A 19,937-nucleotide genomic window follows, 5' to 3' on the forward strand; every position below is an offset into this window, starting at 1 on the left:
GTGTCTTATCAGTTGGCCTTGAACGTGCGCAGCGCGGCGGCAATCAGGCCGGGTTCCAGGCCCAGCGCCCAGCCGGCGCCGATGGCGGCCAGCACGGCTTCTTCGTTGCCCTTCTGGCCGGCCGGCATGCACGACAGCGGCAGCACCGCCACTTCGTTGGCGCCCGCCGCCAGTACAAAACCATTGTTGCGCATGAAGACGGCGCGTTCGCCATCCTGGCGGTGTTCGACGATGGCCGGGCTGTGTTCATCCAGGCCATAGAAGATCACGAAGCCGTCCGACAGGTCGGCCATTTCCACCACGCGCGGATCGCTTGCGTTCAGCACGGCGGCGCCTTCCGGCAGCACCACGTCGACCTGCGTGCGCAACACGCTGTACATGTCGTCCTCGTCGCGGATAAAGAATTCAGCCAGGTCTTCGTGGCCGCTGCTGTCGGTGACGATGCCCACCAGGCACTTGTCGTACGCCAGGCCTTCGGTCAGGATCATGCGGTTGCCGTTATGGAAGACCGCCGCCTCGACGTTACGGTTCAACAGCAGGCGCTGGCCCGATTCCCAGGCCGACAGCGGGCCGCGCGGCACTTTGCGGCCGTTCAGGTAAATACCCTCTTCGCAGCCCAGGCCCGTCATCTTGCCGGACACTTGCAGCAGCCATGCCGTCAGTTTCGCGATCAGCACGGAATGGCGTTCGCCGGCCACGCCGACCACAGGAATGCGGCCGGTTTCATCATGCGCGAACAGCTGGTCGACGATGGCGGCGCCCACAGGACGGGGCTGCGAACCTTCGGCCGGATTCAGGTGCGCCAGCAAGCCCGGGCTGGCGTTGACTTCGATGATCGCGCCGCCCTGCGCTTCCAGCGGTTTGGCGATATCCTGCGCCACCAGGTCGATGCCGGCGATATCCAGGCCCACCACGCGGGCAGCCAGCGTCGCCATTTCCGCCACGTCCGGGTGCACCAGGTCCGTCACGTCGACCGCGACATTGCCGTTCGGCTGGATCAGCACTTGCTGGCCCGCGTGCGGCACGGATTCGTGCGTCATGTTCTGGCGCTGCAATTCCAGGATGATTTCACCGGAAATGTCCGGCTGCACCAGGCCCAGCGGCTTGTCTTCCGTGGTGCCGCGGCGCGGATCGGTATTGATTTGCGTATTGCACAGTTCCAGCACGCTTTGCTTGCCGTCGCCCGTCACCCACAGCGACTCGCCCATGGCGGCGGCGATCATGCGCTTGCCCACGACCAGCAGGCGGTGCTCATTGCCCGGCACGAAGCGCTCGACGATGACGTTGCGGCTGCCGCCGCGCTGCACGGCCAAATTGTAGGCCGCGCGCACATCCTGTTCGTCGACCAGGTTCAGCGTCACGCCACGGCCATGGTTGCCGTCATACGGTTTCACCACGACCGGCACGCCGATATCTTCGGCGGCTTCCCACGCGGCGTCTTCGCTGGTGACCAGTTCACCTTCCGGCACCGGCACGCCGGCCGACGCCAGCAGCGACTTGGTCAAATCCTTGTCGCTGGCGATGCCTTCGGCAATCGCGCTGGTGGCGTCCGTTTCGGCCGTCCAGATGCGGCGCTGGCGGGCGCCATGGCCCAGCTGCACCAGGTTGCCGTCCGTCAGGCGGATCGACGGGATGCGGCGGTCGGTGGCCGCGTCCACGATATTGCTGGTCGACGGGCCCAGGCACAGGCGCTCGACCAGTTCCGTCAGTTTGGCCACCGTGCCAGCCACGTCATACGGGCGGTCTTCGATGGCGGCCATCAGCAATTCGCGGCCGGCGGTCAGCGCGGCGCGGCCCACCTGTTCCTGGCGGGTGCGGAAAGCCATTTTGTAGATGACGCCCGCTTCGGACGTCTGGCGGGTCTTGCCGAAACCGGTCCGCATGCCGGCCAGGTTTTGCAATTCCAGCACCACGTGCTCGAGGATGTGGCCCGCATACGTGCCTTCGCGCAGGCGTTCGTGGAAGCCGCCCCGTTCGCCGACACCGCAACGGTGTTCGATCAGGTGCGGCAACATGGCCGTCAGGCGCTCGTAGAGACCGGGGATTTTGTCAGAGGGGAAGTTTTCAAGCTCGCCGATATCCAGCCAGGCTTCGATGACCGGGCGGTACGTCCAGATATTGGGTCCGCGCAGGTGTGTTACACGGAGAAATTCTATGTCTTTCTTCTTTGTCATGTTTTTGCTCTTGTATCTCTCGCGGGGTATACTCCGCGAAAGCTGGCCGCCCTCTTCTTTATAACGTCAAATGATGTATAGCTGACAGAATACCGTAAATGGTTGCCGCGTACAGCTTCCAAACGTCTCTGGCCACCGGTAGGCGGTCATGCTATTTTCCCACTGTTTTTACTTCCTTGCCACGTGGCAAACCCGTACTGGAGTCTGTTGCACAATGATAACAACACAACTTTCCTCTGAACTCAGCCATACAGAACTACCCGAAGTATGGCGGCCAGAGGTGCAACTTCAACTTGCCACCGGGGAAAACGTTTTAAGCGCCCTGGAGGTTGACCTCGACGCCAGATTACATTTTGCCAAAGGGCTCGTCCTGCTGACCGAGCGCCGCATTATGGCACGCGCACCGGGGGAAACGGTATGGCAATCTTGGCCTTACACCCACGATTTGACGCTGAAATTGCACGACCACGCGGGTGTCGGCCACCTGGAATTAGTAAATCACCAACAACGCGTCGCATCCTGGCGTTTCACGCTGGGCCAGAACCTGCTGGCGATCCGCCTGTCCGAAAAATTCGTCGCACTGCGCGACAGTTGCGTCACCGGCCGGCCGATGGCGCAACACGACGACCACATCTGCCCCACCTGCAAGGCGCCGCTGGAGCCGGACCAGGATGAATGCCCGATCTGCACCAAGGTGGTCCATACACCGCCGTCCACCTGGACGCTGTTCCGCCTGTGGCGCTTCGCCAAGCCGTACCGCTGGCCGCTGCTGGCCGGATTTTCGCTGATGCTGCTGTCGACCGGCGCACACATGATTCCGCCGTACCTGACCATGCCGCTGATGGACAATGTGCTGATCCCGTACCAGAACGGCGCGCCGGTGAACACGGAACTGGTGTGGCTGTACATGTCCGGCCTGTTCGGCTCCGCGCTGCTGGCATGGATACTGGGCTGGGGCAAGACGTACGTGCTGGCGCTGGTGTCCGAGCGCATCGGCGCCGACTTGCGCACCAACACGTATGAGCACTTGCTGAAACTGTCGCTGGAATACTTCGGCGGCAAGCGCACGGGCGACCTGATGTCGCGTATCGGTTCCGAGTCGGACCGCATCTGCGTATTCCTGTCGCTGCACTTGCTGGACTTTGCGTCCGACGTGCTGATGATCGTCATGACGGGCGTGATCCTGGTGTCGATCGACCCGATGCTGGCCGCGATTTCACTGTTGCCGCTGCCGTTCATCGCGTGGATGATCCACCTGGTGCGGGACAAGCTGCGCACCGGCTTTGAAAAAATCGACCGCGTATGGGGCGAAGTCACCAACGTGCTGGCCGACACCATTCCCGGCATCCGCGTGGTGAAGGCGTTTGCGCAGGAGTCGCGCGAAGCCAACCGCTTCCGCGTGGCAAATAAACACAACCTGGCCGTCAACGATAAGTTGAACAAGGTCTGGTCGCTGTTCTCGCCGACCGTGTCGTTCCTGACCGAACTGGGGTTGCTGGTGATCTGGGTGTTCGGCATCTGGCAGGTATCGAAACAGCACATCACGGTCGGCGTGCTGACCGCGTTCGTGACCTATTCCAGCCGCTTCTATGGGCGCCTGGATTCCATGAGCCGCATCGTGTCCGTCACGCAGAAGTCCGCGTCGGCCGCCAAGCGCATTTTCGACATCCTCGACCACGTGTCGTCCGTGCCGGAACCGGCCAACCCGGTCAAGCTGGCCAAGGTGCAGGGCCACATCGCGCTGCGCGAAGTGGGCTTCCGCTATGGCAACCGCGCCGTCAACCGCGGCATCAACATCAATATCAAGGCCGGTGAAATGGTGGGCCTGGTGGGCCATTCCGGTTCCGGCAAATCCACGCTGGTCAACCTGATCTGCCGCTTCTACGACGTGTCGGAAGGCGCGATCCTGCTCGACGGCGTCGATATCCGCACGCTGGCCGTGTCGGATTACCGCCGCAATATCGGCCTGGTGTTGCAGGAACCGTTCCTGTTCTTCGGCACCATCGCGGAAAACATCGCGTATGGCCGTCCGGACGCCACGCGCGAGCAGATCATCGCGGCCGCGCGCGCCGCCCACGCCCATGAATTCATCCTGCGCCTGCCGCAGGGCTACGACTCGATGGTCGGGGAACGGGGCCAGGGATTGTCCGGCGGCGAACGCCAGCGCATCTCGATTGCCCGCGCGCTGCTGATCGATCCGCCGATCCTGATCCTGGACGAGGCAACGGCGTCGGTCGATTCGGAAACCGAAAAGGAAATCCAGAAAGCGCTGGACAACCTGGTGACGGGCCGCACCACGATCGCCATTGCGCACCGCCTGTCGACCCTGCAGAAAGCCGACCGGCTGGTGGTGCTGGACCGCGGCAAAGTCGTGGAAGAAGGCGGCCACGATGAATTGATGGCCCAGGAAGGCGCGTATTACCGCCTGTACCAGGCCCAGGCCCGCAACGTCGACACCGACCTCGACGACGCCACCCGCAAACGCCACGACGACTGACGCATTTAAAACTGAGCCATGACTGACCTTATCAAGACTGAATTTACGCTGTCGCGCGACGCTTTCGGCAAGCTGAACCTGGTGGACGCTGCCGGCGAACTGCACGAGAACGTGTCGCCGGTGCGCGCTTTCCCGATCCAGGCGCCGTTGTCCGGCATTTCACTGGTCAACACCGATGGCAAGGAAGTGGGCTGGATCGACAGCCTCGATCAACTCAGTGCCGCCAACGCCGCGCTGGTGCGCGAGGAATTGCAGAGCCGCGAATTCATGCCGGAAATCTCCCGCATCATTGCCGTGACCAGCTTTGCCACGCCGTGCACGTGGACGGTGGAAACCAACCGGGGCGCGACGGATTTCGTGTTGCGGGGCGAAGAAGACATCCGCCGCATCGGCACCGATGCACTGCTGGTGTCGGACACGCACGGCATCCATTTCCTGATCCGCAACCAGTTCGAACTCGACAAGCACAGCAAAAAAATCCTCGACCGGTTCTTGTAATTATCATGAAACAGAAATCCCTGTCCGCCGGCGCCGTGGTGATCCATGGCTGGGGAGACCAGCGCCACTACTTGCTGATGCGTTGTTTCCAGTACTGGGATTTCCCCAAGGGGATGGTGGAGCCCGGCGAAGCGCCGTTTGTCACGGCGCAGCGGGAAATTGCGGAAGAAGCCAGTTTGACGGACTTGTCGTTCCCGTGGGGCGAAGCGTTCACGGAAACCGCGCCCTATGGCGACGGCAAGGTGGCACGGTATTACCTGGCGGTCAGCGCCACGCAGGACGTGGTGCTGGGCTACAGCGAAGAACTGGGCCACCCCGAGCACGACGAGTTCCGCTGGGTCGACGTCGATGCGGCCCGCGTCCTGCTGGGACCGCGGGTGCGCGCGGTACTGGAGTGGGGCCACCAGTTGTCCGCCACGCCGCCATTGTCGTGACGCAACCACACTTTCCTGTCAACAATTATCACCAATTGTCGCTTTTCTTTACACTCCAAGTCGACTCCCATATTATGGATCCTGTAAGTCACTGTATTGTCACAATTTTATGATATACGGCATGGAACTTGCTGTGGATGAGATAGTCAAGTTCCAACGGGAGTGGACATGGATACCGCAAACCGCACCATCCGAATGGGACTGCTGCCGGCAGTGATCCTGCTGTGCGCCGCATCTCCCGCCAGCGCCGGACTCAACGTGACCGAAGCATTTGCGCCAGTGGCGCTGGAAAGCGTCTTGCCGGCGGAGCAACCGAAGACAAATCTCAGCTGGCTGGAGCAGCCTGTGCAGGGAGAGCAGGATGCCAGCCTCGCCATGCCGGCAGTCAATCTTGCAGCGCCAGCCTCGCTGGTCGCCAGCCACGGCGCCCATATCGGCCGCCAGCGTGAAGACATGGACTTGACCGCCAACGATTCCGCCATCCTGCGCTACAACCTGCAGAACGACGAACCGATTTTCAGCGAACACTGGTGGCAAGCCTTGCCCGGCGTGGGTGTCGCCCTGTTCCTGGGCCTGGCAATGTACATGCGCCACCCCATCCAGCGCAAACGCAAATACCGCAGCACGCCGCACGAACCCTATGGCGGCTACAGCCGCCGCTCGCCGTAGCATCCGTCACGGCTGCGCCGGGGCGGCCAGCAATTGCTGGATTTTCGCCTCGGTTTCCCCATATGCGCCCTCCCCGGTATGGGTGTAGGCCAGCTTGCCATTCTTGTCGAACAGGTACACCGCCGGCCAGTAGCGGTTGCTGTACGCATCCCACGTGGCGTACCGGTTATCCTGCGCCACCGGGTAGCGGATATCGAAGCGCTTGAGCGCCATGCGCACATTGTCGGTACTGCGCTCGTGGGGAAATTCCGGCGTATGCACGCCGATCACGGCCAGGCCCTGCTGCTGGTATTTCTGGTGCCACGCCTTCACGTACGGCAGCGTATTGACGCAATTGATGCAGGTATACGTCCAGAAATCGACCAGCACCACCTTGCCTTTCAATTGCTGCATCGTCAGCGGATCGCTGTTGAGCCATTTTTCGATGCCCGTGAATTCGGGGGCGGCCATGCCGAAAGTCAGGCTGGCGGCGGAAGCCGAGCCGACCGTTGCGGCCAATGCACAGGCGGCAGCCAGTTTTGCATAAAACGTCGTCATGATTACAGTCCTTTCAGGGTGGGGAAATAAGCGGAAGCCCAGGCATAAGCCAGGACGTCGTACTGCAGATAGATCGCCACGGCGGTGGCCACCACCAGCGCGCCAAACACTTGCTGCAGGCGCGGCGCATGGCGCGACAGCAGCCGCACGCGGGTGGTGGCGGCCTGGCCGCCGTAGATAATCGCCAGCATCGGCACGCCGGCGCCCAACGCGTAGGCCGTCAAGAGCGCAGCCGACCAACCCGGCTGCTGCGCCTTGACCACCAGCGCCAGGATGGCCGCCAGCACGGGGCCGGCGCACGGCGTCCACACGGCGCCCAGCGACATCCCCAGCAACAGCCCGCCCAGGTTGCCGCCGCGGTCTTTGACCGCCGCGCCGTCCCGCGCCGGCAGCACGGCGCGCGCCTTGCCGACCAGCCAGTCATACGGCTGCGGCCAGATGCGCAGCAAGCCCGCCAGCGCCAGCGACGCAATGGCCAGGTTGCGCAGCGCGTCCTGCGCCAGCCCGGCCAGCGACGACGCGGCGCCCAGCAGCATGGCGAACGATGCGAACGCGGCGACAAAACCGGCGACGATAAACAGCGGGCGGCGGCCCTGCGGCCCCACCGCGCTGCCCAGCACGATGGGCATGATGGGCAGGATGCAGGGCGACGCCACGGTGAAGACGCCCGCCAGCAGCGCCAGCGGCAGTTCCAGCAAATTCGGGCTTGGGTCCAGCATGGTGATGTCCTCCGATGAGTTGTGTTGTTAGTCGGGTTTCGATGGGTGCCATTACACCGTCCGCACGTATCGGGCTTGTGTCAGCGGCGGCCCGGCCATGCAATGTTTTGTATCTGTACGGAGCCAGATACACTGGGATACAAAACTCCCCCGCCCCCGGGGTAAGATGCCGTCATGGAAACCACAGACCACGTATTGATCGTCGACGACGACCGCGATATCCGCGAACTGATCGCCGCCTACCTTGAAAAGAACGGCATGCGCACAACACTGGCGGCCAATGGCCGGCAATTGCGCGCCGCGCTCGATACGGCCGTGCCGGATTTGATCGTGCTGGATTTGATGCTGCCCGGAGAAGACGGGCTGACCTTGTGCCGCGAACTGCGGGCCGGCAAGTTCCGCACCGTACCCGTGCTGATGCTGACGGCGCGCGGCGAAGAAGTGGACCGCATCATCGGCCTGGAAATGGGGGCCGACGATTACATGCCGAAGCCATTTGCCGTGCGCGAACTGCTGGCACGTATTCGCGCCGTGCTGCGCCGCACACGCATGCTGCCGCCCAATATCCAGGTCACGGAAAGCGCCGACATGCTGGGCTTCGGCGACTGGCGCCTGGACACGACGGCGCGCCACCTGCTCGACGCTGCCGGCACCATGGTGGCGCTCAGCGGCGCCGAATACCGGCTGCTGCGCGTATTCCTCGACCATCCACAGCGCGTGCTGACGCGCGACCAGTTGCTGAACCTGACCCAGGGCCGCGACGCCGACCAGTTCGACCGTTCGATCGACTTGCTGGTCAGCCGCCTGCGCCAGCGGCTGCGCGACGATGCGCGCGAACCGCGCTACATCAAGACCTTGCGCAGCGAAGGTTATGTGTTTTCGTCCGGCGTCACGGCGCTGGGAGCGGCGCCGTGATACTGCCGCGCAGCCTGTTTGCGCGGCTGGCGCTGATCCTGTGCGTGGGGCTGGCGCTGGCGCAGGGCTTGTCGTTTTGGTTCACGATGACGGAGCGGAATGAAGCCAATACCAATGTCATGATGGGCTATATCGAACGGGAAGTGGCCAGTTCCGTCGCATTGCTGGACCGACTGTCGCCCGCCGAGCGTCCCGCGTGGCTGCCCCGCCTGGCCCGTCGCAGCTATACCTTCATGCTCGATGAAGGCGTCAAGGGGGCGCCGCCGGACTCCGTCCTGTCGGCACGCGTGGCGGCGTCGATGCTGGAAGGGATCGGTGCGCGCTACGACGTGGCTGCCAACGCCGTGCCGGGCGAGCCGGAACATATCCAGGTGCATTTGAAGCTGATGGACGGCATGCCGCTGACCATCGATTACCGCCCGCCACCCCGCATCCCCGTATCGCCCTGGTTCCCGCTGGCCATGCTGGGCCAATTGGCGGTACTGGGCGCCTGCAGCTGGCTGGCCGTACGGCTGGTCACGCGTCCGCTGCACCAGCTGGCGCAGGCGGCCGATGCACTGGGTCCCGACTTGAAGCCGCAGCGCGTGCCGGAAGACGGCCCGTCGGAAGTGTCGCGCGCGGCCCGCGCGTTCAATGCCATGCAAGACCGCATCGCCGGCTACCTGGCCGAACGCATCCAGATCCTGGCAGCCATCTCCCACGATTTGCAGACGCCGATCACGCGCATGCGCCTGCGCGTCGACCTGATGGACGACGAATCCCAGCAAGGCAAGCTGCGGCAGGATTTACAGGCCATGGAATCGCTGGTGCGCGAAGGCCTGGCGTATGCCCGCACCTTGCACGGCATCGAGGAACAGCCGCGCCGCGCGGACCCGGATGCGCTGCTGGACAGTCTCGTGTGCGACTACACGGATGCCGGCCAGCGCGTGACGCTGACCGGCGCCATCGGCCGCGAATGCCTGCTGCGCCCGCAGGCACTGAAACGGGTGCTGGGCAACCTGACGGACAATGCGCTGAAATTCGGCGGTTCGGCCGACATCACGGCGAACCTGCAAGCGGACGGCCGCATCGTCATTACGGTGCGCGACCATGGGCCTGGCATCCCGCCGGAGGCACTGGAGGCGGTGTTCCAGCCGTTTCACCGGCTGGAAGCATCGCGCAACCGCGAAACCGGCGGCACGGGCCTGGGACTGGCGATTGCGCGGCAATTGACACTGGCCATGGATGGCGAACTGCTGTTGCGCAATGCCGAGGGTGGTGGGCTGGAAGCGCGGCTGGTGTTACATGCCCTTGAACCGGAATTGAAAACGCTGGCTCACCGGTAATTTCACGGGGTGTCCTCGCAGGGACAGCCACAACGCGCCATCGCCATCGCGCGTCGCCGATGCGATGCGCTTGACCGCCACCACGTGCGCGCGGTGCACCTGCCAGAAACCCGCCTGCTCCAGCGACTCCGCCAATTCCCTGAGCGGTGTGCGGATGTGGGCCTCCAGCGTATCGGTCACCACCCGCACGTACTTGGCTTCCGCCGTGAAATAGACGACGTCGGCAAGATCGATGAAGTGGATGGTATTGCCGGCGGACGCCTGCAACCACGATGGTGCAACGGGCCTGGCATCGAGCCGCTGCGCCAGCCGGCTCAAGTCCGGGGGCACCGTGCGCAGGCGTTCGCGCACCCGCGACAGGCAGCGGTCGAGTCGCAGCGCGTCGAACGGTTTCAGCACGTAATCGAGGGCGCCTTCGTCGAACGCCGCCACCGCGTGTTCATGATAGGCCGTGACGAACACCACGTGCGTGCGTCCGGCGCAGGTCCGCGCCACTTCCAATCCATTCAGTCCCGGCATGCGGATATCGAGGAACGCCACGTCCGGCTCGTCGACGCGCAGCAGCCGCAGCGCCTCGATCCCGTCGCCGGCTTCGCCGATGATGTCCGCTTCCGGCCACAGCCTGCGCAGGGCTTCGGACAGTTCCGCCCGCAGCAGCGGCTCGTCGTCGGCAATCAGGACGCGTGGCCGTGGCATCTCGCCGCTCATGGCAATGCTCCCTGCAATGGCAGCGACAGCACGGATTCGGTCCAGCCGGCGCCCGAGGCACGCAATTCCACGGACGCGGCGCCGCCATACAGCGCCGACAGCCGCTGGCGGATATTGCGCAAGCCGACGCCGCTGCCCAGCACCGCATCGGTCAATCCCGCCCCATTGTCCGCCACGGTTGCAACCACCTTGCCATCGGCCACTTCGGCGCCGAGCCGCACCGAGACAGCGCCCGGCTGCGGTTCGACACCGTGCCGCACCGCGTTTTCCACCAGCGATATCAGCATCAGCGGCGGCACAGGCAAGTGCTGCAACGTGGGCGGGCAGGCGGCGTCGAATGACAGCCGCTCGCCGAACCGGATACGCATCAGCGCCAGGTAGTGTTCGGCCAGCTCGAATTCCCGTCCCAGCGTCGACATCGGCGTGCGCAAGTCCGGTAATGATGTCCGCAGGTAGCCGATCAAATGGTCCAGCATGCGCACCGCCTGCGCCGGGTCGTGGCGCGCCAGGTAGCGGGTGTTGGCCAGTGTGTTATACAGGAAGTGCGGTTCGACTTGCGCTTGCAGCGATTTCAGTTCGGCCGCCAATGCCGCCTGTTCCAGCGCCAGAAGGTGCAGCGCGCGGGCCTGGCGTTGGGCGTACGCCAGCGGCAGCGCCAGCACCAGCGCGCCGAAGGCCAGCAGGCTGCCAAACAGGCGGGCGCCATCGACGGTCTCGATATGCAGCGCATCGGCGGCCGCCCGCGCCACCGCGTAGCCGGCGCAGGCGCCCGCCAGCAAGCCGGACGCCAGCGCCAGCCATGCCCAACGCCACGACGCGTGGCCATCGCGGCGCGCCAGCCGGCGCACCAGCGCCAGGCTGGCCACGCCGCACAGGCAGACAACCACGAACGCGGCAAACAGGCAAAGCCACCCCAGGCGGCCGGCACACCAGGCAATCGCCGTCACACCCAGCACTTGCAGCGCGGTGATAGCAGACTGCTTCCGTGTGGCGCCGGCGAGGCGCTCCAGCACCGCGTCCGCACCCGGCGCGGACACCGCGGGTTTCGCGGCAAATCCCGTCACAGGACGGGTGCCTTCGGCATGTCGGCCTCGGGCAGGCGGTCGACCGGCACGTCATTGCCGACGACGTCGAATTTCACGTTGCGCAGCCAGGTTTCCCCGGTGCCGCCGCCAATCAGGCCGATGCTGATGGCTTTTCCGCCCTCGCCCACGTCCAGCACCACGCTGCGGTGCTGCCATCCCGTGGTGCCCTTGATCGGCTTGTCCTGGCTGTTATAGAACGCACTGCCGTAGCCGCCGGAACTGTCCACCCGCATCCACAAGCCGCTCCAGCCGCTCACATCGCGCGTCATCACGTCGGCTTCGAAGCGCACACGCTTGCCCTTGTACGCTTCGGCGGAAAATTGCTGCATCAGGCTGCCCCAGCTGTCACCACTGCCGCGCGCATGGCGGAAGTAAATGGCGCCCGGCGAACCACTCAGGCTGCCGTCGGCATCGCGGCCCGACTCGTATTGGCCGGGGGCGTCACCCGAGGTGATCCAGGGTGCGGGAAGATTGGTATTGGGCTGGGCCAGCGCCAGCAAGGAAGAGGCGGCCAAAGCGGCCAGAACGACGAAGTGCGGTTTCATAAGGCGATTTTCCCATGGCATGACGAAATTGTCATGCAGGCCACTTTGCCAAACGGGGAATGCCTTGCGGGGAGGATGCGACCGGCGCGCCTGTATGCGGATAAGCGCGGCCGGCAGCGGATAAGCGACGCAGCGCTTACTCGATATAGATCGCGCGGAAGTCGTTCACGTTGGTCAGGGTCGGGCCGCAAATGACGGAATCGCCCAGCGCCTGGAAGAAGCCGTGGCCATCGTTGTTGGCCAGGCTGTCGCGGGCCTTGATGCCCTTGTCCCAGGCGCGGGCCAGCGTATCGGGCGCCATGATGCCCCCGGCGATTTCCTCCAGGCCGTCGACGCCGTCCGTGTCGCAGGCAATCGCGTGAATGCCCTTGTGGCCGTTCAGCGAAACTGCGAGGGACAGCAGGAATTCCACGTTACGGCCGCCACGGCCGTTGCCGCGCACCGTCACCGTGGTTTCGCCGCCGGACAGCAGCACGCACGGCGTGGCGAACGGCTGGCCGCGCAGCGCCACCTGGCGTGCGATGCCCGCGTGGACGATGCCGACGTCGCGCGCTTCGCCTTCGATCGAATCGCCCAGGATGTGTACGGCCACGCCGGCGTCGCGCGCCACGGCGGCGGCCGCTTCCAGCGCGATTTGCGGCGCCGTGATCATGCGGATATCGTTGCCTTCCAGGCGCGGGTCGCCCGGCTTGACGGTTTCGCCACGGCCGCTTTCCAACAGGTGCAGCACGCCTTCCGGTACGGCGATTTCATAACGGCGCAGGATCGCCAGCGCATCGGCGCAGGTCGTGACGTCGGCGCAGGTCGGGCCCGACGCGATATCGGCAGGATCGTCGCCCGGCACGTCGGAAATCAGCAGGGTCACCACCTTGGCCGGGTGGCAGGCGGCGGCCAGGCGGCCGCCCTTGATGGCGGACAGGTGGCGGCGCACGCAATTCATCTCGGAAATCGTGGCGCCGCTTTTCAGCAGCGCGCGGTTGATGTCCTGCTTGGTGGCCAGGTCCAGGCCTTCGCCCGGTAACGGCAGCAGCGACGAGCCGCCGCCGGAAATCAGGCAAATCACCAGGTCGTCGGCGGTCAGGCCCGCCACCAGTTTCAGCATGCGCTCGGCCGCATCGAGGCCGGCCTGGTCCGGCACCGGGTGCGCAGCTTCGACGATTTCAATGCGCTCGCACGGGACGCCGTAATCGTAGCGCGTCACGACCAGCCCAGTCAGGTCGCCCTTCCAGTGCTGCTCGACCACGCGCGCCATCTCGGCGGACGCCTTGCCGGCGCCGATCACCAGCGTACGGCCCTTTGGCGGGGCCGGCAGGTGCGGCGGGAGGCACAGCGACGGCTGCGCAGCGGCGACAGCGGCGTCGAACATGCGGCGCAAGAGCGCACGTGGCTTGGACTGAGGATCGGTTGTAGTCATTCTTGTCTCCTTGTTACCGGGATGGCGATGCCAGATCATCGCATGCTTTCCCCTGCACAGATATGCGCATACGAATAACGCTCATATACGGCGCAGGCATAAACTACCAGCGCCGTTCCAGGCTGAAACGCAAGGTGGCGCTGCCCCGCGTGCGCTCCGACAGCAGCCGGGCGCCGGCGCCGTCGCGGTACGCGGCGCCCGACAGCGCATCCCGGTGCAGCAGGTTGGCGCCGCTGATTTTCAGCCGCGTATCGGCATCGAGCCGCCACGCGGCATAGGCATCGAGCTTGCGCACGGACGCCGTCTCGACCGCGTACAGAGCGGATTCACGCGCCCAGCCACCATCCTGCCACGCCAGGTCCGCGCCCAGTGTTACCGCATCCGAATAGCGGTAATCGATGCCCGCGCCGGCGCTGCGGGGCGTCTGGCGCACCAGCCGGTTGTCCGGCCCCGGCACGGCCGCGACCCGCGACCGGTCAACCGCCCCGTTGGCGCGCACCGTCCATTGCGGCGACAGCGCAGCCTTGAATTCCAGCGCCGCGCCCCAGGCATCGGCGCGTCCTTGGTTAGCGGGCGAGCGCACCCAGCGCCCACCGTCCTCGAACAGCAGCGGCACGTTGACCTGGCCGATACGGCGCCGGTATACGCTGGCCGACGCCATGCCGTCGCCGCCGACATCCTGTTCCACCGCCACGTCCAGTCCCCAGGCCAGTTCCGGCCGCAGGCGGGGGTTACCCTGGGTATCGGGATTGGTCTGGCTGTTGCCGTTATCGATCGTGTAACGGCGCGGAATCAGGTCCAGCATGGCGGGCGACTTGTACGTGCGCGACAGGCCGGCGCGTACACGCCGCGTGGCTGACCATTGATACAGGCTTTGCAGCAAGGGGCTCGCCATGGCGGAGCGCTGTACCACGGGCACGCCACCACGCGGGGTGACGGCGGTACGCAGCGCTTCCCACCGCAGCCCGGCCGACAGCGACAACCCATCCGATATCGTCCAGTCATCCTGCGCGAACACGGCCACGCGGCCGATATGGCCCCGGTAGCGGTCATCCGTGACGGTGCCCGCCGCAAAATCGGTTTCGCCCCGCGTTTGCGACCGCACCACGGTTTCGCCATCCCAGCCCGCCGTTACGCTGTGCCCGGGCGCGGCCGTCACTTCCACCTTGCCGCCGGCCGTCAACGTGCTTTCACGGATATCCGAGCGGACGCGCCGCACATCGGCCTGCGGCATGCCGTCCCGGCTCGGATAAAAAGCGAAGTCGCTGCGGCGCGGGTAGTGCTGCAACGCGATGCGCAGCTGCCCCTTCACCCCTTCGGCCAGCTCCTGCTGCCACGTGGTGTCGCTGCGCAGCATCACGCCGTGGATATCGAGCCAGCTGCCGCTGGACGGATAATCGGTGGGCGTTCCCAGCACCGTGGTTTCGTCGGCGCGGTAGCCGTTGGTGCGCCGGGCCAGGTTGACAAAGCCCTGCCATGCCACGCTGCCACCGGGACGCTTCCACGTGATGCGCGGCGCGAGGCTGGTGGAGCGGGTGCGGTTGTCCGCCAAGGTCGACTCGTGCCGCTGCAGGCGCGGCATGCCGGCCTCGTCCGTTGCGGCATCGTCCGCCGCGCCGGCCTCGCGCTGCGCCGTGCGCGTCATGGCGCCGTTCAGCGACCAGTCGACGCCCTCTTCCGATCCGGCCCATTGCCAGCTGCCGGACGGCGCCACGACGCCATGCACGCGGTCCGCGCCGATCCGGACATCGTTGCGCACGCGCCCGCCCTGCTTGCGCAAGATGATATTGACGGTGCCGGCGATGCCCTGCGCGGCCAGTTCGGCCGATGCCGTGCGGATGATTTCCACCCGTTCGATCATGGCCGGCGTCAGTGCATCGATGGAAAAGCCGGCCGGCAGCGGCGCGCCATTCAGCAACACACTGGTATAACCCTTGCCCAGCCCGCGCATGCGGATCTCGCTGCCCTTGCCGCCGCCGTCGGCAACGGTAATGCCAGGCACCCGGCGCAGCGCATCGGCCAGCGAGCGGTCGCCGTGGCGCAGCAATTCTTCGCGGCTGACCATGCTGGCGCCGGCCGTATCGTCGCGCCGCCGGGCTTCGTGGGAACCGGTGACTTCGATGCGCTGCACCTCTTGCGCAACGGTGGGAAAGTTAAAGGCGAGCAGTATCACCGCCGCCATGGCACGGTATTGCATGGAGGTCCTTGTTTGATCAGGCGTGCGGCGGCCTGCCCGGACGGGCATGGCTGGCACTGTGTTGGGATTGTTTGCCCCGGCATAGGCCGGGGCCGGAAAGTCAGGGAGCGCGCAGCGCGGCGATCAGCCGCTGCGGATCGATGTGGCGGCCATCCTGCGACACTTCAACATGCAGGTGCGGTCCGGTGGTCTTGCCGGTGTTGCCGGTCTTGCCGATGGCCTGACCGGCGGTGACGGCGTCGCCCGCGCTGACGGTGCGCTGATCCAGGTGCGCATACATCGAGCGCAAGCCGCCGCCATGGTCGATCACGATGACCTTGCCGAACTTGGCCTGCCCCTGGTACAGGTCGGTGGATTCCGACACGATGCCGTCGGCCGGCGCCAGCAATGGCGTGCCGCGCCGGGCCGACAAGTCCACGCCACGGTGGAACGGGCTGGCTTGCGGCGTCGGCTTGCCCGGGCGCTCGCCATACGGGCTGTTGACTTTGATCCGGGACAGCGGCGCCTGCCATACGGGCAGCGTGCTTGCCGCCGCCGTGCCGGCCGCCACCGACAGCGCCGGCGCCCGCCACGCAAACGCCGGCTGCAACAGCAGGGCCGCGCCGATCACCGCCGCGCAGCACAGCACCAGCGCGGCCTTGCCCGCGCTTGCCAGCCGGGTCGCCCCACCCAGGTCCGGCAGCCGCAATTGCCCGATGCGCTCGGCCAGTGCGGCGGCGCCTGCGCCACCGAACGGTGCGGACAGGGCCATGGTGGCGCCCTGCTGCACTTTCAGTTGCGCCACCAGCGCGGCCGCATAGTCGCGCCGGACGGCAACCGGGCGGCACGCCAGCACCTGACGGTCGCACCCCAGTTCCTGCGCATGGGACAAGCCAGCGGCCAGCGCCTTCAGCGCCGGGTTAAACCAGAACACGGTTTGCAGCAGCAGGCTCGCGTGCAGCCACCAGTGGTCGCGCCGCTGCCAGTGCGCCAGTTCGTGCGCCACGATCAGTTGCTGCTGGCCCGGATCGAACGTGCGCAAATGGCGCGGTAACAGCAATACCGGGCGCACCAGCCCTGCCAGCATGGGAGACACCGGCGCGGCCGACTCCAGCACGGCAGGCGCAGGGCCTGCGGCCTCCCGGAAGCCCGGATGGCTGGCCAATGCGCGCGCATCGAGCGGCATGGCGGTGGCCAGCAAACCCTGCAAAGCCGCATGCGCACGCGACCAGCGCAGCAGCGCCAGTCCCAGGCCGGTCCCATAGCACAGCAGCCATACGGCGGACAGCGCCAGCAGCCAGCCCGGCGCGGGCACGGCGTCCAGCGTCAGTCCGCCGTCGTCCGCGCCGAAAACCACGGCATCCGGCAGCGTATCGGCCACCACGGCCGCCGGGCGCGCAATTTCTATCGACGGCAGCATGCGCAGCCCGGCCGGGGCCGGCCATAGCGCCAGTACGAAAGCGCCGGCCACCGTCGCCAAAGCCAGCAGCCACACGAGGCGCTGCGACGCCACGCCGGGCCAGCGGAGCCGCACCAGCGCCAGCACGCCCGCCAATACCGCCGCCGCTGCCACGCAGGTCAGGCTGGCTTGCAGGAAGGCCAGCGCGAACGGCATCAGCGTATCGATGAACGTATACATGGTCACGCCTTGTCCGCAGGCCAGTCCTGCAACAGTTGCTCCAGTTCCGCCAGTTCCCGCTGGTCCACCAGCTTGCTGCCCGTGAACATATTGACGGGCAACGGCGCATCCATTTCCATCACGCGCTTGCCGAAATCATGGGCAAACGCCGCCAGCGTGCCGACCTTGTCCAGCGCGGCCGTATACACCTGCACGCCATGCAGCGTTTGCTGCGCGACCATGCCTTTTTCCAGCATGCGCTCCAGGGTCTTGCGGGTCGACGAATACGACCAGCCCAATTCCTCTTCGACGCGTTCGTGGATTTCACGGGCGCTCAGCGGCTGCTGTTTCCACAGGCACTTCAATAAACTCAATTCTGTAACGGACGGTGTCATGGAACCTCCTGTTGCGACGATAGACGCCATGATACGACACGTGTCGCACACCCGCAATAAGAATATGCGACAACTGTCGCACGCAGCAAGACAGCCAGTGCGTTAGATGGCGCACCGAGTCCGGCGGCCGCTGCCGCCAAACTGAATGCCTGCACCGTCCAACCACCGAGGAGTCCAACATGCGTACCCAAACCGGCAAGAATAAAGCCATTCCGAAAGCCCTTGCCACCGAACCGCAACCGACCGACGCCATCACCGTGCTGATGGAAGACCATGAACACGTGAAGGATTTGTTCGAACAATTCGACGGCCTGGGCGACCGCGCCATGGTCAGTAAAAAGAAGCTGGTCGATGAAATCTGCAACGAACTGACCAAGCACACGATGGTCGAGGAAGAATTGTTTTACCCGGCGGTGCGTTCGCTGGGCAAGGAATTCGAAGACGACATCGATGAAGCCGTCGTCGAACACGCGTCCGCCAAACAATTGATTGCCCAGTTGCTGTCGATGGATGCGGGCGACGACCTGTATGACGCCAAGGTCACCGTGTTGTCCGAACAGATCGACCACCACGTGCAGGAAGAGGAAGAGCAGTTGTTCCCGAAAGTGCGTAAATCCAGGCTGGACCTGGTGGCACTGGGGCGGCAAATGGAGGAGCGCAAACAACAGATTCCCGATCCCGCCCGCTGACCGCTGCATTCCTGTCAACTAAGCCCACCGCCGGTGGGCTTTTTCTTTTATTATCACGGCGCTGGCACCGCCCAATACCAACAATAACCAATGACAGACAACGATAGGAAACACTGAAGATGCAGGACGGGAATCATGAATTGAAACGGGGTTTGAAAACCCGGCATATCCAGCTGATCGCACTGGGCGGCGCGATCGGCACCGGGCTGTTCCTCGGCATTGCGCAAACCATCAAGATGGCCGGTCCGTCCGTGCTGCTGGGTTACGCGGTGGCGGGTGCGATTGCCTTCCTCATCATGCGCCAATTGGGCGAAATGGTGGTCGATGAGCCGGTGGCCGGTTCGTTCTCGTACTTTGCCGACAAATATTGCGGCAACCTGGCCGGTTTCATGTCGGGATGGAATTACTGGGTGCTGTACATCCTGGTGTCGATGGCGGAACTGACGGCGGTCGGCATCTATGTCCAGTACTGGTGGCCCGGCGTGCCGACGTGGGCGTCGGCGCTGGCCTTCTTTGTCATCATCAATTCCATCAGTCTGCTGAACGTGAAAGCGTTCGGTGAAATGGAATTCTGGTTTGCCATCATCAAGGTGGTGGCCATTGTCGGCATGATCGGCTATGGCGGCTACCTGTTGGCGTCCGGAACGGCCGGCCCGGAAGCGTCGGTGGCCAACCTGTGGCAGCACGGCGGCTTTTTCCCGAACGGCGTGTCCGGCCTGGTCATGGCCATGGCCGTCATCATGTTTTCGTTTGGCGGACTGGAACTGGTCGGCATCACGGCGGCGGAAGCGGACAATCCCTCCGTGACGATCCCGAAAGCCACCAACCAGGCCATTTACCGCATCCTGATTTTTTATGTGGGCGCGCTGGGCGTGCTGCTGTCCTTGTATCCATGGCAGAAAGTCGTCACCGGCGGCAGCCCGTTCGTGCTGATCTTCCATGCACTCAATGCCGACATCGTGGCCAACCTGCTCAATATCGTGGTGCTGACGGCGGCGCTGTCCGTGTATAACAGCGGCGTCTATTGCAACAGCCGCATGCTGTTCGGCCTGGCCAGGCAAGGCAACGCGCCGCGCGCGCTGTTGAAAGTCAACCACCGCGGCGTGCCGCTGGCGGCGCTGGGCGTGTCGGCCGCGTCGACCGGCATTTGCGTGGTGGTCAATTACTTCCTGCCCGGCGAAGCGTTCGGCCTGCTGATGGGCCTGGTCGTATCCGCGCTGATCATCAACTGGGGCATGATCAGCTGGATCCACCTGCGCTTCCGCCAGCAAAAAGCCGCGGCCGGCCAGGTGACAGCCTTCCGCAGCCTGGGCTACCCGCTGACCAATTACCTGTGCCTGGCCTTCCTGGCGGCGATCCTCGTCATCATGTACCTGACGCCGGATTTGCGCATTTCCGTCTACCTGATCCCTGCCTGGCTGGCCGTGCTGGGCGTCGGCTACAAGCTGCGTCCCGCCAGGGGATGAACGGACTGCCCGCCTTGCCGGCCGCGATTCACGGCCGGCAATTCGGTATATACGGCAATACATAACGTTGCCA

18 protein-coding genes are annotated in these 19,937 nt (G+C 64.9%); 8 read left to right on the forward strand and 10 right to left on the reverse strand.

Features of this window, described 5'->3' with window-relative positions:
- Positions 1-8: 8 nt before the first annotated feature.
- The gene (locus tag GJ700_RS31150; protein WP_154381423.1) at positions 9-2,174 is read right to left on the reverse strand and encodes a cyanophycin synthetase; all 2,166 of its coding nucleotides are present in this window, start codon (positions 2,172-2,174) and stop codon (positions 9-11) included.
- Between the two features lie 214 nt (positions 2,175-2,388).
- Between GJ700_RS31150 and GJ700_RS31155 the strand changes: the two genes are divergently transcribed.
- The 4 genes from GJ700_RS31155 (at position 2,389) to GJ700_RS31170 (ending at position 6,272) form a co-directional block, all read left to right on the forward strand.
- Complete coding sequence (locus GJ700_RS31155) at positions 2,389-4,671, forward strand: cyanophycin metabolism-associated ABC transporter (RefSeq protein WP_154381425.1); 2,283 nt, start codon at positions 2,389-2,391, stop codon at positions 4,669-4,671.
- 18 nt (positions 4,672-4,689) lie between these two features.
- A complete protein-coding gene (locus GJ700_RS31160) occupies positions 4,690-5,169 on the forward strand; it encodes a cyanophycin metabolism-associated DUF1854 family protein (RefSeq protein ID WP_154381427.1) in 480 nt (159 codons plus the stop codon).
- A 5-nt stretch (positions 5,170-5,174) separates the two neighbouring features.
- Positions 5,175-5,603 carry an NUDIX domain-containing protein gene (locus tag GJ700_RS31165; protein ID WP_154381429.1) on the forward strand — a complete coding sequence of 143 codons (429 nt, stop codon included), beginning with the start codon at positions 5,175-5,177 and terminating at the stop codon, positions 5,601-5,603.
- A gap of 168 nt (positions 5,604-5,771) precedes the next feature.
- Complete coding sequence (locus GJ700_RS31170; protein ID WP_154381431.1) at positions 5,772-6,272, forward strand: hypothetical protein; 501 nt, start codon at positions 5,772-5,774, stop codon at positions 6,270-6,272.
- Between the two features lie 6 nt (positions 6,273-6,278).
- On the opposite strand, the gene GJ700_RS31175 is transcribed toward GJ700_RS31170, so the two are convergent.
- Complete coding sequence (locus GJ700_RS31175; RefSeq protein ID WP_154381433.1) at positions 6,279-6,809, reverse strand: thioredoxin family protein; 531 nt, start codon at positions 6,807-6,809, stop codon at positions 6,279-6,281.
- A 2-nt stretch (positions 6,810-6,811) separates the two neighbouring features.
- Complete coding sequence (locus GJ700_RS31180) at positions 6,812-7,528, reverse strand: cytochrome c biogenesis CcdA family protein (RefSeq protein ID WP_154381435.1); 717 nt, start codon at positions 7,526-7,528, stop codon at positions 6,812-6,814.
- 174 nt (positions 7,529-7,702) lie between these two features.
- Here GJ700_RS31180 and GJ700_RS31185 point away from each other — a divergent pair, with 174 nt between their 5' ends.
- Entirely contained in the window at positions 7,703-8,443 is a 741-nt protein-coding gene (locus tag GJ700_RS31185) for a response regulator (protein WP_154381437.1), read from the forward strand.
- Complete coding sequence (locus tag GJ700_RS31190) at positions 8,440-9,768, forward strand: ATP-binding protein (protein WP_371868215.1); 1,329 nt, start codon at positions 8,440-8,442, stop codon at positions 9,766-9,768. Before GJ700_RS31185 ends, GJ700_RS31190 begins: the two co-directional genes overlap by 4 nt.
- On the opposite strand, the gene GJ700_RS31195 is transcribed toward GJ700_RS31190, so the two are convergent.
- The 7 genes from GJ700_RS31195 to GJ700_RS31225 form a co-directional block, all read right to left on the reverse strand.
- Complete coding sequence (locus GJ700_RS31195; RefSeq protein ID WP_229507345.1) at positions 9,724-10,476, reverse strand: LytR/AlgR family response regulator transcription factor; 753 nt, start codon at positions 10,474-10,476, stop codon at positions 9,724-9,726. The genes GJ700_RS31190 and GJ700_RS31195 overlap by 45 nt on opposite strands.
- Entirely contained in the window at positions 10,473-11,540 is a 1,068-nt protein-coding gene (locus tag GJ700_RS35765; RefSeq protein WP_154381439.1) for a sensor histidine kinase, read from the reverse strand. Before GJ700_RS35765 ends, GJ700_RS31195 begins: the two co-directional genes overlap by 4 nt.
- On the reverse strand, positions 11,537-12,106 hold the full coding sequence (locus tag GJ700_RS31205) for a transcriptional regulator (RefSeq protein WP_154381441.1): 570 nt from the start codon (positions 12,104-12,106) through the stop codon (positions 11,537-11,539). The genes GJ700_RS35765 and GJ700_RS31205 overlap by 4 nt, the downstream gene beginning before the upstream one ends.
- A gap of 136 nt (positions 12,107-12,242) precedes the next feature.
- The gene (locus GJ700_RS31210) at positions 12,243-13,520 is read right to left on the reverse strand and encodes a glycerate kinase type-2 family protein (RefSeq protein ID WP_154381443.1); all 1,278 of its coding nucleotides are present in this window, start codon (positions 13,518-13,520) and stop codon (positions 12,243-12,245) included.
- 103 nt (positions 13,521-13,623) lie between these two features.
- On the reverse strand, positions 13,624-15,717 hold the full coding sequence (locus GJ700_RS31215; protein ID WP_195764067.1) for a TonB-dependent receptor plug domain-containing protein: 2,094 nt from the start codon (positions 15,715-15,717) through the stop codon (positions 13,624-13,626).
- Positions 15,718-15,817: 100 nt separating this feature from the next.
- Complete coding sequence (locus GJ700_RS31220) at positions 15,818-17,335, reverse strand: M23/M56 family metallopeptidase (protein WP_154381447.1); 1,518 nt, start codon at positions 17,333-17,335, stop codon at positions 15,818-15,820.
- Positions 17,336-17,337: 2 nt separating this feature from the next.
- Positions 17,338-17,709 carry a BlaI/MecI/CopY family transcriptional regulator gene (locus GJ700_RS31225; RefSeq protein ID WP_154381449.1) on the reverse strand — a complete coding sequence of 124 codons (372 nt, stop codon included), beginning with the start codon at positions 17,707-17,709 and terminating at the stop codon, positions 17,338-17,340.
- A 179-nt stretch (positions 17,710-17,888) separates the two neighbouring features.
- On the opposite strand from GJ700_RS31225, the gene GJ700_RS31230 reads away from it, so the two are divergent.
- Complete coding sequence (locus tag GJ700_RS31230) at positions 17,889-18,398, forward strand: hemerythrin domain-containing protein (RefSeq protein ID WP_154381451.1); 510 nt, start codon at positions 17,889-17,891, stop codon at positions 18,396-18,398.
- Between the two features lie 119 nt (positions 18,399-18,517).
- Positions 18,518-19,864, forward strand: coding sequence for an amino acid permease (locus GJ700_RS31235; protein ID WP_154381453.1), 1,347 nt, complete (start codon positions 18,518-18,520; stop codon positions 19,862-19,864).
- Positions 19,865-19,937: the final 73 nt, after the last annotated feature.

The sequence above is a fragment of the Pseudoduganella rivuli genome, assembly GCF_009674485.1.
GTDB classification, from domain to species: Bacteria; Pseudomonadota; Gammaproteobacteria; order Burkholderiales; family Burkholderiaceae_D; genus Rugamonas; species Rugamonas rivuli_B.

Bases quoted from the DNA above. Each gene is read 5' to 3' on its own strand.
- GJ700_RS31150 (WP_154381423.1), bottom strand. From the start codon at position 2,174: ATGACAAAGAAGAAAGACATAGAATTTCTCCGTGTAACACACCTGCGC.
- GJ700_RS31155 (WP_154381425.1), top strand. From the start codon at position 2,389: ATGATAACAACACAACTTTCCTCTGAACTCAGCCATACAGAACTACCC.
- GJ700_RS31160 (WP_154381427.1), top strand. From the start codon at position 4,690: ATGACTGACCTTATCAAGACTGAATTTACGCTGTCGCGCGACGCTTTC.
- GJ700_RS31165 (WP_154381429.1), top strand. From the start codon at position 5,175: ATGAAACAGAAATCCCTGTCCGCCGGCGCCGTGGTGATCCATGGCTGG.
- GJ700_RS31170 (WP_154381431.1), top strand. From the start codon at position 5,772: ATGGATACCGCAAACCGCACCATCCGAATGGGACTGCTGCCGGCAGTG.
- GJ700_RS31175 (WP_154381433.1), bottom strand. From the start codon at position 6,809: ATGACGACGTTTTATGCAAAACTGGCTGCCGCCTGTGCATTGGCCGCA.
- GJ700_RS31180 (WP_154381435.1), bottom strand. From the start codon at position 7,528: ATGCTGGACCCAAGCCCGAATTTGCTGGAACTGCCGCTGGCGCTGCTG.
- GJ700_RS31185 (WP_154381437.1), top strand. From the start codon at position 7,703: ATGGAAACCACAGACCACGTATTGATCGTCGACGACGACCGCGATATC.
- GJ700_RS31195 (WP_229507345.1), bottom strand. From the start codon at position 10,476: ATGAGCGGCGAGATGCCACGGCCACGCGTCCTGATTGCCGACGACGAG.
- GJ700_RS31205 (WP_154381441.1), bottom strand. From the start codon at position 12,106: ATGAAACCGCACTTCGTCGTTCTGGCCGCTTTGGCCGCCTCTTCCTTG.
- GJ700_RS31210 (WP_154381443.1), bottom strand. From the start codon at position 13,520: ATGACTACAACCGATCCTCAGTCCAAGCCACGTGCGCTCTTGCGCCGC.
- GJ700_RS31215 (WP_195764067.1), bottom strand. From the start codon at position 15,717: ATGCAATACCGTGCCATGGCGGCGGTGATACTGCTCGCCTTTAACTTT.
- GJ700_RS31220 (WP_154381447.1), bottom strand. From the start codon at position 17,335: ATGTATACGTTCATCGATACGCTGATGCCGTTCGCGCTGGCCTTCCTG.
- GJ700_RS31225 (WP_154381449.1), bottom strand. From the start codon at position 17,709: ATGACACCGTCCGTTACAGAATTGAGTTTATTGAAGTGCCTGTGGAAA.
- GJ700_RS31230 (WP_154381451.1), top strand. From the start codon at position 17,889: ATGCGTACCCAAACCGGCAAGAATAAAGCCATTCCGAAAGCCCTTGCC.
- GJ700_RS31235 (WP_154381453.1), top strand. From the start codon at position 18,518: ATGCAGGACGGGAATCATGAATTGAAACGGGGTTTGAAAACCCGGCAT.